This window comes from Chloroflexota bacterium (assembly GCA_023475225.1).
In the GTDB taxonomy this organism is placed as follows: domain Bacteria; phylum Chloroflexota; class UBA6077; order FW602-bin22; family JAMCVK01; genus JAMCVK01.
In genome coordinates, this window is record JAMCVK010000015.1 from 76,031 (window position 1) to 92,146 (window position 16,116).

Annotated in this window: 15 protein-coding genes; 8 read left to right on the forward strand and 7 right to left on the reverse strand. The window is 56.4% G+C overall.

Features of this window, described 5'->3' with window-relative positions; all coding sequences use genetic code 11:
- Window positions 1-131 precede the first annotated feature (131 nt).
- From M1136_02700 to M1136_02720, 5 genes are read right to left on the reverse strand one after another with little or no spacing between them, the layout of a single operon-like run.
- A complete protein-coding gene (locus tag M1136_02700; protein ID MCL5074548.1) occupies window positions 132-1,196 on the reverse strand; it encodes a M42 family metallopeptidase in 1,065 nt (354 codons plus the stop codon).
- Complete coding sequence (gene purD / locus M1136_02705; GenBank protein ID MCL5074549.1) at window positions 1,193-2,527, reverse strand: phosphoribosylamine--glycine ligase; 1,335 nt, start codon at window positions 2,525-2,527, stop codon at window positions 1,193-1,195. The genes M1136_02700 and purD overlap by 4 nt, the downstream gene beginning before the upstream one ends.
- Window positions 2,524-3,300, reverse strand: coding sequence for a BtpA/SgcQ family protein (locus tag M1136_02710; protein MCL5074550.1), 777 nt, complete (start codon window positions 3,298-3,300; stop codon window positions 2,524-2,526). Before M1136_02710 ends, purD begins: the two co-directional genes overlap by 4 nt.
- A 41-nt stretch (window positions 3,301-3,341) precedes the next feature.
- Window positions 3,342-4,262: a carbohydrate kinase family protein gene (locus M1136_02715; GenBank protein ID MCL5074551.1), complete on the reverse strand. Its 921-nt coding sequence runs from the start codon at window positions 4,260-4,262 to the stop codon at window positions 3,342-3,344.
- Window positions 4,263-4,321: 59 nt separating this feature from the next.
- A complete protein-coding gene (locus tag M1136_02720; GenBank protein ID MCL5074552.1) occupies window positions 4,322-5,059 on the reverse strand; it encodes a GntR family transcriptional regulator in 738 nt (245 codons plus the stop codon).
- A gap of 258 nt (window positions 5,060-5,317) precedes the next feature.
- Between M1136_02720 and M1136_02725 the strand changes: the two genes are divergently transcribed.
- The 8 genes from M1136_02725 to larA all read left to right on the forward strand — a co-directional run bounded on the left by M1136_02725 (window position 5,318) and on the right by larA (window position 13,453).
- Window positions 5,318-6,337 (forward strand): GNAT family N-acetyltransferase, encoded by a 1,020-nt coding sequence (locus M1136_02725; GenBank protein MCL5074553.1) that lies wholly within the window; start codon window positions 5,318-5,320, stop codon window positions 6,335-6,337.
- On the forward strand, window positions 6,330-7,607 hold the full coding sequence (locus M1136_02730; protein MCL5074554.1) for a glycosyltransferase: 1,278 nt from the start codon (window positions 6,330-6,332) through the stop codon (window positions 7,605-7,607). The genes M1136_02725 and M1136_02730 overlap by 8 nt, the downstream gene beginning before the upstream one ends.
- Before the next feature lie 12 nt (window positions 7,608-7,619).
- Window positions 7,620-8,303, forward strand: coding sequence for a PIG-L family deacetylase (locus M1136_02735; GenBank protein MCL5074555.1), 684 nt, complete (start codon window positions 7,620-7,622; stop codon window positions 8,301-8,303).
- 17 nt (window positions 8,304-8,320) lie between these two features.
- Window positions 8,321-9,100, forward strand: coding sequence for a prolipoprotein diacylglyceryl transferase (gene lgt / locus M1136_02740; protein MCL5074556.1), 780 nt, complete (start codon window positions 8,321-8,323; stop codon window positions 9,098-9,100).
- 243 nt (window positions 9,101-9,343) lie between these two features.
- Entirely contained in the window at window positions 9,344-10,300 is a 957-nt protein-coding gene (locus M1136_02745) for a site-specific DNA-methyltransferase (protein ID MCL5074557.1), read from the forward strand.
- The gene (locus M1136_02750; GenBank protein MCL5074558.1) at window positions 10,297-10,851 is read left to right on the forward strand and encodes a BstYI; all 555 of its coding nucleotides are present in this window, start codon (window positions 10,297-10,299) and stop codon (window positions 10,849-10,851) included. The genes M1136_02745 and M1136_02750 overlap by 4 nt, the downstream gene beginning before the upstream one ends.
- Before the next feature lie 220 nt (window positions 10,852-11,071).
- Entirely contained in the window at window positions 11,072-11,779 is a 708-nt protein-coding gene (locus M1136_02755) for a zinc metallopeptidase (GenBank protein MCL5074559.1), read from the forward strand.
- Between the two features lie 378 nt (window positions 11,780-12,157).
- The gene (gene larA, locus M1136_02760) at window positions 12,158-13,453 is read left to right on the forward strand and encodes a nickel-dependent lactate racemase (protein ID MCL5074560.1); all 1,296 of its coding nucleotides are present in this window, start codon (window positions 12,158-12,160) and stop codon (window positions 13,451-13,453) included.
- On the opposite strand, the gene rlmN is transcribed toward larA, so the two are convergent.
- Window positions 13,424-14,644, reverse strand: coding sequence for a 23S rRNA (adenine(2503)-C(2))-methyltransferase RlmN (rlmN, locus tag M1136_02765; protein MCL5074561.1), 1,221 nt, complete (start codon window positions 14,642-14,644; stop codon window positions 13,424-13,426). The genes larA and rlmN overlap by 30 nt on opposite strands.
- Window positions 14,645-14,970: 326 nt before the next feature.
- Window positions 14,971-16,041, reverse strand: a complete 1,071-nt coding sequence (locus tag M1136_02770; GenBank protein MCL5074562.1) for a septal ring lytic transglycosylase RlpA family protein — start codon at window positions 16,039-16,041, stop codon at window positions 14,971-14,973.
- Window positions 16,042-16,116 lie beyond the last annotated feature (75 nt).

A 16,116-nucleotide genomic window follows, 5' to 3' on the forward strand; every position in this document is an offset into this window, starting at 1 on the left:
TCCCCTCATTCGAGCGCCGCTGCCACCATCTCTCAGAGATGGACTCGCTCCGCGCTAAACACCAGCTCCGCCTTGAGGCTCCTCTGCCGGAGCCCCGGAGTTGAGTACGACAGCACCAATAGCAGGCCTTTCTATATCGCCAGGTAGCGTTCCCAAGGTATGGGTTCGCCGACCAGGTAGATGAGCAACCGTTTGAGCTGCTCCAAGTCCCTGCGGTCCACCGCCTCTACCGCTGAGTGGGTATAACGGCATGGAAAAGAGAGCACCGTGGAAGGTATCCCCCTATGTAGAAATGGTAGCGGAGAGGCGGCCGTGGTGAGGCCCATAATCACCTCTCTTTGCAGGGGGATGCCACACTCCCGGGCGACATCCTCTACCAGCCGCCTCAGTCCCTGGTGGGAGATGAAGCCGGTCAGGGTTCCCCGCAGATGATCCATCACCTTGATGGCCGGGCCCTGCCCCAAGGACATCTCCCCCTGACCCTTGGTGTCGGGCGTATCCAGAGCCACTGTGGCGTCGACACCGATGGCCATGTCCGGCTCGATGGCATAGGCAACAGGGGCAGCTCCCCGCAGAACAGCCTCCTCTTGGACAGTGAAGGCTAGGTAGAGGTCGCAGGCCCGCTTATCTCGAGCTTCCTGGGCTAGTTCTAACAACAAAGCACAGCCCGCCCGGTCATCCAGGGACTTGGCAGAGAGTGTATCACTGCTGAGGATGGAGAAGCAAGCCCTATAGGTGATACAGTCGCCCACTCTGACCCCCAATAGCCGAGCCTGCTCCCCACTCCTGGCCCCCACATCCAGGAAAACCTTATCCAGGGTGGTAGCTTCTGAGCCAAGCCCCAGGTGCTGGGGCTTGCTGCCAGCCACTGCCTCTAGATGGCCCTTTTGGGTCCAAAGATCCAGGCGTTGGCCGGGCAAGGACTGTTCAGCGATGCCCCCTACTCGTTCGATCCGAACGAAGCCATCGTCTTCGATTCTTCTGACCACAAAGCCCACCTCATCCATATGGGCGAAGAGCATCAGGCGGGGCTTGGGCCCCGGGAGGTGAGCCACGACGTTGCCGATACTATCGGCCTTGGCCTCCAGACCGTAACCCCTCAGGCGACCTATGATATAAGCCCCAACTCTATCCTCAAAGCCGGAAATGCCGGGCAGGGCGGTCAGCTCCTCTAGCAGTCTAAGGTCCAGGCTCATGGGAGAGCACCCTCAGCCGCTTTGCGTAGGACGTTCATTTTCCTTACCTTCTCTTCCAGATGTTCTGGCTTGCCTACGTCCGAACGATGGTACAGGGCACCCAGTTTCCCCAAAGCGATGGCCCTCTCTACCTTCTCCTCCGCCTCAGTTACGGTAGCGGCCTGGGCGGCCACAGCCAGGGCTCGGGAGCCGGTGGTGAAGAATCGTCCATCCCTCTCCTCCACAGCCCCGAAATAAAGCTCCGCCCCAGCTTCCAGTATCGCCTTTTCCACCACCTGAAACTCTTGGTTCGCCTTGGGCACCTCAGGGTAGCCAGGGGGAACTAGATATTTGCACACTGTGGCCAGGGGCTGGAATCTGATCTGGGGCATCTGGCCACAGGCGATGCCAGCGCATCCATCCACGAAGTCATCGACCAAAAGCGCTAGGGCGTTGATAGCCTCCGGATCGCCAAAGCGGACGTTGAACTCCACGACCAGCGGCCCCTGGCTGGTGAGCATAAACTGGCCATAGAGTACCCCCCGGTAGGGCTTCTGAGTCATGTCTTGGATGGACTGAATGACCTTAGCCACCAATCCTTGGGCGACCTCCGCTTCCTCCTGGGAGACGAAGGGTAGGAGATGATTTGGGCAGGAATAAGAGCCCATGCCCCCGGTCATATCCCCCAGGTCTCCCTCCCGGGCGAGCTTGTAATCTTGGATCAACGGCATAGAGACGATCCTTTCCCCATCAGAGAAGACCATCAGGGAGAACTCCTCACCCTCCAGTTTCTCTTCCAGAAGCACCCGACCATCCTGAGCAATGAGGTCAGCAGCATAGGCCACGGTCTCCCTCATCCCTCTCAGTTGTTTGCCTGTGACCCTTACACCCTTCCCCGAAGACAAGCCCACGGGCTTTACGGCCACCTCCGGCGTCTTGGCCAGGTAGCCCTGCACTTCCTCCCGGGAACGAGTCTCTCTGTGGTCCGGGTAGCCATAGCCGATAAATTCGCGCATCAATTGGCGCATGAAGCCCTTATCCGCCTCTAGCCGCGCCTGGTCGGCGTAAGGGCCGACTACAGCCAGCCCCTTCCCAGCCAACAGGTCCACGGCGCTGTGCACCAGCGGCTCCTCCGACCCTATGATTACCAGATCGGGCTTGATGCGAGCGAAGTAATCAGCTAGGCTTCTGGTATCCTGCAGGCTGCCCAGCTCGTATCCTCGGGAGAGGCGGGCGATGCCCGGGTTCGCAGCCCCTAAATAGGAGTACAATTGCACTGAGTTAGCGCTGCGGGCAATGGCCCGGGCGATGGCATGTTCCCTGCCGCCATGTCCTACCAGTCCTACTTTCATAGGGCGACCCCCACCTGTCGTAGGAGCCTTGCTTGGGACATGAATGCTCGCACCCTTACCTCGTCTATCCTGTTTTCTGTCCTTCCATCCTCCTTAAAATGACTGCCGATGATGGCGCCATCGGCCACGGCCAATGTGGCCGCCAGTGTATCCAGATTCACCCCGCTGCCCACTAAAACAGGGCCAGATAATGCCTTTTTCACTGCGGCCACCGTATCTAAGGATGTGGACTTGCCGGTGCCCGCCCCAGTGACGATGACTGCATCCGCCAGTCCTCTGTGGAAGGCGTCCTCCGCCAGGTCAGCGATGTCTCGCCCTACCAATCCATAAGTATTCTTGCCCTGGATGTCAGCCAAGATGGCGATACGGCCCAGGTCTCTGGACTGACGAAGCCTCTGCAAATAGGGGGCCGCTGCTTGCATAACCCCGCTGTCCGAGACCACCGACTCCACAAAGACTTCGGCCCGGATGAAACGGGCGCCCACGGCCTCAGCGATGATCAACTCCGCCGCAAAGTCGTTGAAGAGCACGTTCACGCCCAGGGGCAGGGAGGTGGCCTGCCGCACGACGTAGGCGATGATGCTCATCCAGGACACTGTGGTATAGCCCACCTCTGCAGGCAGATAGGGGTAATCGTTGTAGTTCTCCACCAGGAGGGCATCCACCCCACCCCTCTCTAGGGCTTGAGCGTCGGCTACTGCACGCCGGAGTAGCTCCTCCAGTGGGGCCCCGCTGTAGCGGGGCGCGCCAGGCAGTGCTTCAAGATGAACCATGCCGATGATGGGTTTGGCTGTGCCGAATATCTCTGCGATGCTCAGGATAACTCTTCGCCCCCTTCCTCTAAGAAAAGTTTAAGTTCTCGGTAAGTTGGAATACCAGCCTGGGGCCCAGGCTTAGTAGTGGCCAGAGCACCAGCGGCGTTGGCCCAAAGGGCGCAGGTCTCCAGATCCCAGCCCCGCTCCCAACCATAAAGAAAGGCTCCATCGAAGCAGTCTCCAGCACCGGTAGTGTCCACAACCTCCACAGCAAAGCCAGCATAGTAGGTTAACCGACCTTTCGTGTAAAGAGCTGCGCCTTTCTCGCCTCGTTTGATAGCTATGATGCCCACACCCAAACTAGCCAAGTACTGACAGGCCTCAGATAAGATCTCTTTCCCAGACAGGCGGTAACATTCCCTTTCATTCAGCAGGAGCAGATCGGCCCAAGGCAGGATATTCTCCACCGCAGCTAGTCCGCGCTGGCTCAGAATGCTGCCCGGGTCCAGGCTCACCCTCACCCCTTTATCCCTGGCTAGGCGAGCGATCTCACACCCAAACCCTGGGGCTGGAGCGCTGAGATGAACGATGGCCAAGGCTGAGAGATCTATGCGCCCCAGCCAGGACACGTCCACTAGCAGATTAGCTCCCCGATGGGCGAACATCATTTTCTCACCACGATCATCCACTGCCACGAAAACCATTCCCGTGGGATGAAAGGGATCGCTACGCACCCACCCTACCCCTACCCCCTGGGCCCGTAACTCACGCAGGACGAAGGCCCCAGCCTCATCGTTTCCCAGACAGGCGAGGTATCCACATAGGCCACCAAGCCTAGCCACCGTGACAGCCACGTTAGCGCCGACCCCGCCCACCGCCTTCTCCAGGCTTAAGGCTTCCACCTCCTCCCCGGCCTGAGGCAAGCGCTCCACTTTAGCTAGGAGGTCCAGGTTCGCATCACCGCTGACCAGAATGCTCATCGAACTCCTTGCCTGTAAAGTAGACCAGCTCGCTTAATATCTACAAGTTAACCCCAGGTTCAGGGAAAACGGGTGGGGCTGATGATAAATTCATACCTGTCTCCTCGATAAACGAGCTTCATATATTCGATGGGTACATCGTTGTCCAAGAAAGTGATGCCTTCCACGAGCAGTATGGGCGTACCCACAGCAACCTGCAAGAGACCCGCCTCATGCTCTGAGGCAATGGTAGGTTTCAGAACCTGCTCGGCCCGCCATAGATGCAGGCCGTACTTGTCCTCGATGATGCGGTATAAGGAGGAATTGGCCAGATCCTCTTCCAGCAACTGGGGACAAAGGTGGTAGGGGACATAGGAAAGGCTCAGAGCCATGGGTTCGCTATCGGCGAAGCGGAGGCGCTCTATCTTAATGGCTTGCTGGTCGGATCGGAGGCCTAGACCGCCGGCCACCTTAGGGGGTGGGTCCACTACAGCCAATTCCAAGATCTTAGCTCCGGGTTTGAGACCCCGCTCCAGCATATCTTCGCTAAAGCTGGTGAGACGGATCAGCCCCTGGCGCATCTTCTTCGGCGCCACAAAAGTGCCTTTCCCCTGCATGGTATACACCAGTCCCTGTTTGGTCAGGTGATCGATGGCCTGGCGGGCAGTGTTTCTGCCTACCCTGAACCGGCCCATCAGCTCTTTCTCTGACCAGATCTTGGAGTGGGGGGATAGCTGAGTGCTATCGATGAGCTCCCGGATTTTCTCGCTGATCTGGTAGTACATAGGCTCGAAGCTGAATCGGTTGACCTCACCCATAAGCCTGTTCTCATCCCTGTGATATACTTGTTGGGTTATCCCAACAAGTTTCATCCCTTAATATAGCACAAATTAAGGAAAAAATCAAGAGCAACAGAACCCAAGGGGTAGCATTCAAAAGTTGGTTATTTTTTCGGCTCACCTGAAAAAATCTACAACTGGAAATCGTAGCCTCAGAATTATGATATAATATGCCTTAATTGGACAGTAGGTTGTTGTCTGGCTGAGATCACTATCTACTTCCCCATTGGAGTACAAATGTCCTCTATCGTAACCGTAACTGAGGATTTTGCGGCTCTGAAAAGTGAATGGGATGAGCTTATGCGACGAAGCCGATGTGGGACCATTTTCTCCACCTGGGGCTGGCAAAGCATCTGGTGGGAGTGTCTCGGTGGAGGAGCTGAACCCTTCCTGCTGACTGTTCGGGAGGGAAAGGAACTCATCGGCATCGTGCCGCTAATGAAACATGCGGGATCACTCTACTTCATCGGTGGTACCGAGGTTTGCGATTATCTTGATATCGTAGCCTGTCCCGGCCGTGAGGGTGAGGTGTGGGGGGCAGCGCTTGATTACTTGTTACAGACCGACTGGCAACAGGTGAACCTGCATTGTCTGAGGGCCTCTTCGGCCACTCTCGCTTATCTCCCCACTTTGGCCAGGAGAAAGGGGCTGAAGGTCGAACAGCAAACGGTAGATGTCTGTCCGCATCTCGTGCTCCCTCCCAGCTGGGAGGAATTTCTTGCTTCCCTCAGCAAGAAGGATCGCCACGAGCTACGGCGCAAGATGCGCCGCTTGGAACGTAGTGGTGCGGTGCGCTGGTATGCCGTTCAGGAGAACGGCCGACTGGAGGCGGATATGGATGATTTCATCCAACTGCATCGCCTTAGTCGTCCGGAGAAGGAGTCCTTTATGGATGCCCAGATGGAGGCTTTCTTCCGCAGGATCGCGGACTACTTCCTACCCCAGCGTCTGCTTAAGCTCTACTTTCTCGAGATTGGCGGTGGGCGTGTCGCCTCCTGCATCTGTCTGGAGCAGGGCGAGGAAATCTGGCTCTACAACAGCGGTTTCGATCGGAACCACGCCTCCCTGAGTGTCGGCTTGCTCCTCAAAGTCTTCTGTGTCCAGGCGGCTATCGCCGCGGGTAAGAAGGGCTTCGACTTTCTGAGGGGAGCCGAACCGTATAAATACGACCTGGGGGCCGTGGATAAGCCACTCTACAGGCTGCTCGTCTGGAGAGGTGAAGGCGATTCGCACCTAGGGGCTAGAACGGATGTATAGGGTAGCTATGATCAGCGTCCACTCATGTCCCCTGGCCCGGCTGGGTGGTCAGGAAACTGGTGGGATGAACGTCTATATACAGGAATTGAGTCGGGAATTGGGTAGGAGAGGTATAGCAGTAGATATCTTCACGCGCTGGACCAATCCCTCCGTGCCCAGCCTCGTCGGGTTAGGGCCACAGGGGCGTGTGATCCACCTTAAAGCTGGAGAGGTGGGGCCGTTGCCCAAGAACGAGGTATTGCGGCATCTTCCCGAGTTTATCTGTAACATGAGGCGGTTCAAGGAGGAGCAGAACATCCACTATGATCTGCTCCACAGCCACTACTGGCTCAGTGGTTGGGTAGCCCGCTTCCTGCAGGAGCGCTGGTACCTGCCTCACGTGACGATGTTTCATACCCTGGGCCAGCTCAAGAATCGCGCTCGACCGGCGGAGAACGAGAGTGCCCAGCGCATTAGCATCGAGCAAAAGATTATCGCTTCGGCCGATAGGATCATCGCCGCCACCACACAGGAAAAAGCAGCGATGATCGACCTTTACGGTGTGGAGCCAGAGCGCATCAGGGTCGTTCCCTGTGGGGTTGATTTACGGACCTTCCAGCCATCGGAGAAAGCAGTGGCCAGGAAGCAATTGGGGCTTGCTGACCAGCGTCTGGTACTTTTCGTTGGACGCGTCGAGCCGTTGAAGGGAGCAGATATTTTGATTCGGGCGATGTCTCACCTGGCCGGGATGAGGGGGTTACGCCTGCTCATCATCGGAGGTGATGGCCAGCAGAACGATCCCCAGATAGGCCGTTTGCGTTCCCTGGTCGCCAGGCTTGGGCTGGGGGAAAAGGTATCCTTTTTGGGTCCGATCGAGCAGGAGAGGCTACCCCTCTATTATAGTGCGGCTGAGGTTTGTGTGGTCCCCTCCCATTATGAAAGCTTTTGTCTGGTCGCTCTGGAGGCGCTGGCTTGCGGCACGCCAGTGATCGCCTCCAGGGTTGGCGCTCTACCGAATATTATCCACCATAATGAGAACGGGCTGCTGGTTACGCAGCGTTCTCCTTCAGGCTTTGCGGAGGCGGTGCGCTCTCTTCTCGACGGCCCCGTTCGGTGGGGAAGGTTAGCTCAAGCGGCGCGTCCTTCCGTTGAACACCTCACCTGGTCGGCAGTAGCTGACCAGATCATGCAGGTCTATAATGAATTGATCATGGGGGCCCCCAAAGATTTGGCTCTATGTACAGATGATGCCGAGAAACAGAGGTATGGGGGCTTCTGTTGTCAGTGTTAGGAGTGGTGGCAGATGGATATACCCAAGAAGGTTTTAGTAATCGTCGCTCACCCTGACGATGCCGAGTTTGGCTGTGCTGGGACGCTGGCCAAGTGGATAAACGAGGGGAGCGAGGTTCATTATATTCTGTGCAGTAGTGGGGATAAGGGGATCAACAACGGTGATATAAACGCGGCAGAGCTGGCCCTCCTGCGTGAACAGGAGCAAGAGGCGGCAGCGGCAGTGTTGGGGGTGAAGGGCTGCACTTTCTTGCGGCATAAGGACGCGGAGATAGAGGTGAACCTGTCCTTACGGGCAGAATTAGTGCGGCTGATTCGCCAGCATCGCCCGGAGGCTGTGATGACCCACGATCCGTGGTTGCACTATCAGCTCCATCCAGACCACCGCGCTGTCGGCTTTGTAGCCGTTGATGCCGTTGCCTCAGCCCGCGATCGACTCTTTCATCTGGAGCAGCTGGTGGACGGTTTGGGTGTGCATCGGACCAAGGAGATTTATCTCTTCCGCCCTCAGGAGCCCAATTTATGGGTGGATATCACTACTACCATTGAGAAGAAGATCGCCGCCTTGAGCAAGCACCAGAGCCAGCTCTCCCATATCGAGGGATTAGAGGAGCGAGTGCAGCGCTGGTCCGCGCTTATGGGTGAGGAGAAGGGTATGCCTTTGGCCGAAGCGTTCAGACGGATGGAGCTTTTCTAAAAGGCGATAGGAGAGAGATGTATCCAGAGCTTCTTCATCTTGGGGGCTTAACCATTCGTTCCTATACCCTGATGATTGAGATCGGCTTAATCGTCGGTCTCCTGGTAGCATATAAAGAGGCCAGGCGTCTCGGTTTCACCGCCGAGCAGTTCATCGACCTGGCCATCTGGGTGGTGGTGGCGGCGGTGGTCGGCACGCGTTTATACTATGTAGCCATCAACTGGCCAGAATTCGAACATGACTGGTGGGGGATCATTCGCACCTGGGAAGGGGGATTGGTCTTCCATGGAGCCCTCCTGGGTGGTCTGCTGGCGGCCATCATCTACGTTCATACACATCGCCTGCCTTTTTGGCCGGTGGCCGATTTTGCTGCCCCGGGGCTCATCCTTGGACAAGCCATCGGCCGTATAGGTTGTTTCTTAAATGGCTGTTGTTATGGCGTCGCTACTACCTTGCCCTGGGGTGTCACCTTCCCATGGAATGCGGGGGAGAGGCTGCAACCGACACAACTGTATGAGTCGGCGGCCAATTTCGGCATCTTCGCCATTCTCTGGGGCCTGCGCAAAAACAAACCGTGGGATGGTTTCCTCTTCGTCTCTTATCTCATCCTTTACTCCAGCGTCCGTTTCACCCTCGAGTTTGTGAGGGGCGATCCAGCCCAGGTCTTCGATTCTCTCCGGCTGGCCCAATGGGTCAGTCTGGCCCTTCTAATCCTCGGCATTGGGCTGGGTCTCTACCGACGGAGCAAGGCCGCCGCCCTGAGGGAGGCCAGCGAGGGTGTCTCTAAGTCGAGCTGAACCAAGCGCCTATCAGACTGCTACTTCGGCTGCCGACTTCGTATAGCTTGATATGTTAGCTGAAATCGCTCTTTTTGAACCATGGACTCTATTTTATGCTAAACTAATGTTGTGATCCAAACCGCCTTAAAATCAAATTCAATGGATTTCCTAGCAAGGATTTTGGGGAAGGATGAACTGGCGAGGTTACCCCTGATCGCTGAAGGAATCTTTAAAGCTTTTGGAAACCCAGAGGAGAATCCTATGGACAAAGTGAGAATCACTTCAGAATTTGACCGGACGGCGGATTTGATCCTGTTTGAGGGTGATTGTCTTGGCTTGCTTCCCCAGATTCCTGCGGGGTTCGTCAAGTTGGTTGTTACCTCCCCACCGTACAATCTGGGCAAGCCTTACGAAAGTCGTCTGAGCCTGGATGAATACCTTGCCCAACAGCGCAGGGTTATCGAAGAGTGCGTGCGAGTGTTAGAGGATCGAGGAAGCATTTGCTGGCAAGTCGGCAACTATGTTGATAACAGCGAGATCATTCCTCTTGATATCGTTATATATCCGATCTTCGCCTCGTTGGGGTTACATTTGCGCAATCGCATTGTGTGGCATTTTGGGCATGGCCTACACGCCTCTAAACGGTTTTCCGGTCGGTACGAAGTCATTCTATGGTTTACCAAAGGCAACGAATACACCTTCGATCTGGATGCTGTCCGTGTGCCCCAGAAGTATCCTAAGAAAAAGTACTTCAAGGGGCCGAAAAGGGGAGAGATTAGTGGCAACCCTTTGGGCAAGAATCCCAGCGATGTTTGGGAAATACCCAATGTGAAAGCGAACCACGTGGAAAAGACCATCCACCCGTGCCAGTTCCCAGTCGAATTGATTGAGCGTCTGGTACTCTCAATGACCGATGAGGGCGATTGGGTGTTAGACCCATTTATGGGCGTGGGCACGTCAGCGGTTGCAGCCTTGATGCACAACCGAAAAGCCATCGGTGCCGAAATTATGCCTGAATATGTGCAAATTGCGAGAGAGCGTATTCAGCTAGCAGAGAAGGGGGTGTTGCGCATCCGGCCGATGGAAAGGTCGGTTTACGACCCTGACATGCCTGAGGCAAGCATCCCACCGAAGTTTGTACATCTGGGGCTCGCCCCACTTCAGCCCCAGTTATTCGAGCAGCATACACCGTACACCGCCGAGGAGCAGGAAGAATGAAAATCGTGTACGAGTATTCACACCTGGGTGGTGCAGAAATCTTGCAAGTGCGCTATCCAGAGTGTGAACGTGAGATTTGCAAAATCATCGCAGGCGTAGCAGCGAAAAGAACCAAGGTCAGCAAAGAGAAAACGATGCGAGGAAGAGAGCTGTTCTCGCCCAAAGAGATGAACCAGCAATTTCGCGAGGCATTCACAGCTAAGGGGTATACCGAGTTGCGCGATACCTACACGATCACCATACCTAACAGCGATGCGACTATCCCAGGTGCGTTCAAGCAGATTGACTTTGTGAAAGGCAAGGTGCTGGTTGAGGTGCAGTTCGGCAAGTATGCCTTTATGTTCTACGATATGGCTAAGTTCCAGTACTTCTTCAACGAGAACAAGGCCGACGTAGGCGTCGAAATCGTGCCCTGCCACGCGCTGCACAAGCAAATGTCTACTGGCGTATCCTATGGAGAACAATTAGTATATGACATTGAGCGACTAAAACGACATTTTCCTGCCGTCCCGATCAAGGTGATTTTAATTGACGTAGATGAACCTGATTAAGGCGCTGCTGCTTCAGATAACAGATGGTTTACATTTAGGGCTAAAGCCATATCCGCCTGTGGCGGATGTCGTTCATCACTCAACGTTAGCTGAAATCGCTCTTTTTGAACCATGGACTCTATTTTATGCTAAAATAATATAAAACTCCTCTACGAAAGGGGAAGATTAGAGGTGGAGAAGCGTTTCTGAACGCTCTCCAGGGACATAGGAGGTAAGAGATATGTTTTGGCCCTATTACTTCATTGATCCTCTGTGGATAATCGTTTCCCTGCCCGCCTTGTTACTGATGCTATACGCCCAGTTCAAAGTGCGTGGTGCCTATAGCAAGTATTCGCAGGTGCCGAATATGCAGGGGATGAGCGGTGCCCAGGCGGCCCGCCGGCTTCTCGATGCGGCCGGTCTCACTTATGTACCGATCGAGGTCACCCCAGGCGAACTGAGTGATCATTACGATCCGCGGGCTAAAGTCTTGCGGTTGTCGCCATCTGTGTACCGGAGTGCGTCGGTGGCTGCGCTGGGAATCACGGCCCACGAGGTTGGGCATGCCCTGCAGGACAAAGTGGGCTATGTACCGCTCCGTGTACGGTCCGGCTTGGTGCCGGTAGCTAACATTGGGTCGTGGTTGGGATACATCTTCGTCATCTTAGGGTTCATTGCCCAGGCGAGTGGACTGATCTGGCTGGGGATCGCCCTCTTCTCAGGTGCGGTGGTCTTTGCCCTGATCACTCTACCCGTGGAGTACAACGCCAGTGGGCGTGCTCTCCAGCTGCTGCGGACGAATGGCATGGTGAGTACAGCCGAGTTGCAGGGCACTCAAGCCGTGCTGAATGCGGCGGCGCTCACTTACGTGGCCGCCCTGCTCCAGGCCATCGGACAGCTGCTCTACTGGGTGCTGCTGGCCGTGGGCATGGGCCGACGTCAAGACTAGACGTAGAGACCGGCGACCAAGGGGGTTTCAAGGGGGCGCAGCCCCTTTGGCAGGGGTCTCTCAAATGTGCCCCACTAAGATTGTATCGGCATGCGGTCAAAGGTCAGGTCCCCTTCCCCTGCTGGATGGGGTAGTCCAGAAGGGGAGCACCCCTTCTGGGAAGGTTCTAGGGCTCTGCCCTAGCCTCTTTCCCCCCTCTCCCACTTTGTGGGAGAGGGGGTCAGGGGGTGAGGGCACCCTCACAAAAAAGCCCGCAGGGATACCTTGAATCTGCCGAAGGCGGATTTAGGGGAGATATTCAACGCTCTCGGCGTAGATTCTGAGCAATAACAAGGAAGGGGGAGCCCCCGGGGGCTCCCCCTTTATAAGGAGAAGAGAATGGGCGAGACCTATGCCGTGCCCTATGGCAAAGGTGTTCTAGAGTTCGATCTACCCTCTGGCATGCGCGGCACCCTGCTTAAGTCACGGTCGCTTCCCCCCGTGTACGATCTGGATGCGGCCATTCGGGAGGCTTTAGAGAATCCGCTGAACTCACCCCGTCTGCGCGACCTGGCTAAGCGGGGTGATCGTGTCTGCTTGGTTATCACTGACGCTACCCGAGACTGTCCTGACGTCCATCTGGTTCCAGCCCTCTTGACTGAGCTGTACCAGGCCGGAGTGCGAGACAGCGATATCACGGTGGTCTTCGGCCTGGGCATGCACCGACCGACTACCCCTGAGGAGCGGCGCCAGAAGCTGGGCGAGGATCTGTCCTGTTGTCTGCGCCTGATCGATCCCGACCAATCTGATCCAGAGCAGTGGGTGGATCTTGGCCACACCAGGTCGGGCGTGCCTATTGTGTTAAATTCACACGTCTTGCAGGCGGATCTAGTGATCGCCACAGGCATCGTTGAACCGCATCTCTACGCCGGCTACAGCGGTGGGCGTAAGACGGTAGGCATCGGCACAGCCGCTGAACGCACCATTGAACACCTCCATAGCGTGCACATGCTCGAGCACCCCGGGACACGTCTGGGGGTGATCGAGGGTAACCCTTTCCATGAGGCGGTCACGAAGATCGCTCAGGCTGCCAGCCTGCGTTTCATCATCAACGTGGTGGTGAATGAGGCAAAGGAGGTTGTGGCGGTCAAGGCGGGCAAGCCAGAGGATGTTTTCGCTTGCTTGGTTGAGGTGGCTAAGGACCTCTATACAGTCCCCATTCTGAAGAGCTTCGATATCGTCGTGGCCGGTGTGGGTTATCCCAAAGATAGCAACCTCTACCAGGCCAGCCGTGCCCCTAGCTACCTCATCTTCGCTCCCCAGCCTGTCGTACGGAAGGGAGGGGTAATTATCGTCCCGGCGCCCTGTCCGGAGGGAGTAGGGGATGGTATAGGAGAGCGACGGTTCTATGAGCTGATGAAGGGTACGCCCGATCTGAGCGCGATCATCGCCAATGCCCATCGCTATGGCTATAAGGCGGGGGAGCAGCGGGCCTTCGTGATGGCTAAAGTGCTGCAACATTGCGCCGTAATCTTCGCCGGGACCACCTGTCCGGACGTGGTACGTCATCTGCATATGATTCCAGCCGCAGATATGCAAGAGGCCTTCGAGGTGGCCCAGCGCCTGGTGGGTTCTGCGGCTGAAGTGCTAATCGTCCCTCATGCTCTAATGACCCTGCCGGTCATCTCTCCTTGAAGGCCGGAGAGTGGCGCGGTATCCTGGAGGAGGTGGAGAGACTGGGCGGGCTTGCCCATCCCAGGATCCCCGCCGGGCTCGCAGTTGACCGCAGGCGGCCTCAATGTGGCTCCCCCGCTCTGCACGGACAGTCGTGGCGATGCCCTGTCGTTCCAGTTCGGTTTTGAAGGCCAGAACGCGGTGGGGAGGAGAAGGTTGATAACGGCTCCCTGGTGTAGGATTAAGAGGGATAAGGTTGACGTGACAGAGGAAGCCGCTTAATAAAGCGGCCAATTGGCGGGCCTCACGTGGTCCATCGTTAACCCCAGCGATGGGGGCATATTCGAACGTGATGCGCCTATGGGTGCGGAAGATGTACTCCCGACACGCCTCCAGCAGGGTGGCGATCGGGTATTTTTTATTTAGAGGGACGAGCTCGTTGCGCAGGGCATCGTTTGGGGCGTGCAGAGATACGGCCAATCCTACTTGTAAGGGGCGTGTACTTAGCTCTTTGATGCGCGGTGGGATGCCGGCTGTTGAGATAGTGACGTGCCTTGCTCCCAGGTTGAAACCGTAAGGAGAATTAAGGGTCTCGATCGCTCGCCAGGTTGCCTCAAAGTTAGCCAGCGGCTCCCCCTGACCCATCAGGACAAGGTTGGTCACCCTGGATTCCCGACCATAAGTGACAGCCAGCCGCTGAGCAAAGTGCAGTACTTGACCGACGATCTCATTCGCCCTCAGGTTGCGGATAAGGCCGTCACGGCCGGTGGCGCAAAAGGGGCAACCGATACCACAGCCTACCTGCGTGCTGACACACACGGTGCGGCGGGCCATGCCGTCCTTGCTCTCGACGGTTATGGCAGGACGGGTGCGCTCTCTTTCCCTAGCTGGATAGAGCAATAAGACGGCCTCGACAGTATTGTTGTCTGGCAGGCGGAATAAGGTCTTTGTTGTGAGTCCATCGGGGGTCTTCCACTCCTGAATAGGGGTGAGGGTCTGAATGGTGGCTCTTGTGGCGAGCTTCTCCCGTAGTGCCTTGGGCAGGTTACTCATCTGGCGGAAATCGAAGGTGAGCTCCTGGTAGATCCACTGGTAAATCTGTTTGGCCCGGAAGTCCGGTTCACCCCACGATTGGAGTAACTCCCCAAGCTCGAAGAGCGATAGCCCAAGAATGTTGACCGCTGCGTCCTCCTGGCTGCCTTCTGTGGTCATTTTTACCTCTCTCACCAGTTTCATTATAACAGCCGGTGTGGGGGAAACCAAGGCAGCGAGCCTGGCGACCCATGGGGTTCCAAGGGGGCGTCCGCCGAAGGCGGACCTGTGGCGGATCTGGGGATGTGCCCTCCTTCCGCAGGAAGGACACAAAAAACCCGCAGGGCTACCGTGAATCCGCCGAAGGCGGATTTGGGGGGAGATATTCAATACTCTCGGCATCGACAAGGTGTTGAATGGTAGGGGATGGAGTGTGCGGAGGCGCAGGCCCCTCTGCTGGGGTTTGGGGTACCCCCAATCTTCAGAGGGTCCTCGGGCAGTTATACTTAATCAGGCAGTAGCTCCACAATTACATTCAGGATTCCCAGGCGTGGATCGGCCAGTTGGGCGAAGGCGGCCCAACTCAGGTCAACGATGATGGGTGGACGAAAGGCTCCCGTATCGGTGACTCGAACGTTGATACTTTTCCCTGTATCCAGGGAGGTGACCTTGAGTTGGGAGCCCAGGGGGAAGACGTTACAGGCCGTGGTGGTTGGGTCGTACATATTGTAGATGGCACCGTTCCGCATGATGCGGCCGTGGAAGTTAGCACCGTACCAGGTGGCTAGGCCCTTAACAGTGGAGAGTGAGGCGCGACTGGAGACAGCTTGGTGGGTGTCTACCAGGGGAGATCCCTCCGGGATCAGGGCTGCCTTGGGGAGGATTAAGCCTGCTTCCTTGAGGAGATCGCCTGCATTGGCCACGGTTATATCATTGGCCTTACCCGTTGGTCCAGCTACCTTCCATTGCTGAATTACGGCCCGTTGGAAGCGCACGGCTATCACTGGACCCATGTCCTGGGGTGGTGAGGTTGGCAGACCAAAGAGGGCGATCGGATCAGGAACAGAGAAGTAGGCGAACTTGATCGCCGGGCTCTCCTCCAGCAGTTGGTAGCGGGAATGGACTATCTCTTCCCATGTCTGGCCTTCCTCGGAGGGATGGCTTATAGGCTTGGGCACGAGCTTGGCAGTGCTCAGCCAATCGTCCTTACCTGCCTGACTCAGGTAATCAAGGATGTTGACCAGTTTGACGTGCTGCTCGCTGGCAGACCATTGCATGATGGCTTTCTGGGTCGCCTGGGAGACAAAGCCATCCCAAAGGAAGCGCCGAGAGATCGGGTAACCAAGGACTGGGACGCTGCCCAGCCTTTGGAACTCACTCCAGAAGGGTATGCCATCATCATCCGTTAGGCGAAACCCCTTCGGGCTGCTCTCTTGGGGAGAGCCATTCGTCTGCGTGTAGAAATGACCGTTTGGAATGTCGTAGTCGAGAGGTAGATCAGCGCTAGCTGTGGTGGATGGGGTGAACACACTTGCTAAAAGCGCGACCACCACGGCCACCATAAGTCGCTTTCTCAATTCACCTCCGGCCCGTCATATGTTCTCAAACATAGCGGTAGACGGGCGTCAATTGTGCTGTATCCCCTTCCTCGC

Bases quoted from the DNA above. Each gene is read 5' to 3' on its own strand.
- M1136_02755 (MCL5074559.1), top strand. From the start codon at position 11,072: ATGTTTTGGCCCTATTACTTCATTGATCCTCTGTGGATAATCGTTTCC.
- larA (MCL5074560.1), top strand. From the start codon at position 12,158: ATGGGCGAGACCTATGCCGTGCCCTATGGCAAAGGTGTTCTAGAGTTC.
- M1136_02710 (MCL5074550.1), bottom strand. From the start codon at position 3,300: ATGGTTCATCTTGAAGCACTGCCTGGCGCGCCCCGCTACAGCGGGGCC.
- purD (MCL5074549.1), bottom strand. From the start codon at position 2,527: ATGAAAGTAGGACTGGTAGGACATGGCGGCAGGGAACATGCCATCGCC.
- M1136_02720 (MCL5074552.1), bottom strand. From the start codon at position 5,059: ATGGGTGAGGTCAACCGATTCAGCTTCGAGCCTATGTACTACCAGATC.
- M1136_02725 (MCL5074553.1), top strand. From the start codon at position 5,318: ATGTCCTCTATCGTAACCGTAACTGAGGATTTTGCGGCTCTGAAAAGT.
- rlmN (MCL5074561.1), bottom strand. From the start codon at position 14,644: ATGACCACAGAAGGCAGCCAGGAGGACGCAGCGGTCAACATTCTTGGG.
- M1136_02750 (MCL5074558.1), top strand. From the start codon at position 10,297: ATGAAAATCGTGTACGAGTATTCACACCTGGGTGGTGCAGAAATCTTG.
- M1136_02730 (MCL5074554.1), top strand. From the start codon at position 6,330: ATGTATAGGGTAGCTATGATCAGCGTCCACTCATGTCCCCTGGCCCGG.
- M1136_02715 (MCL5074551.1), bottom strand. From the start codon at position 4,262: ATGAGCATTCTGGTCAGCGGTGATGCGAACCTGGACCTCCTAGCTAAA.
- M1136_02700 (MCL5074548.1), bottom strand. From the start codon at position 1,196: ATGAGCCTGGACCTTAGACTGCTAGAGGAGCTGACCGCCCTGCCCGGC.
- M1136_02735 (MCL5074555.1), top strand. From the start codon at position 7,620: ATGGATATACCCAAGAAGGTTTTAGTAATCGTCGCTCACCCTGACGAT.
- M1136_02745 (MCL5074557.1), top strand. From the start codon at position 9,344: ATGGACAAAGTGAGAATCACTTCAGAATTTGACCGGACGGCGGATTTG.
- lgt (MCL5074556.1), top strand. From the start codon at position 8,321: ATGTATCCAGAGCTTCTTCATCTTGGGGGCTTAACCATTCGTTCCTAT.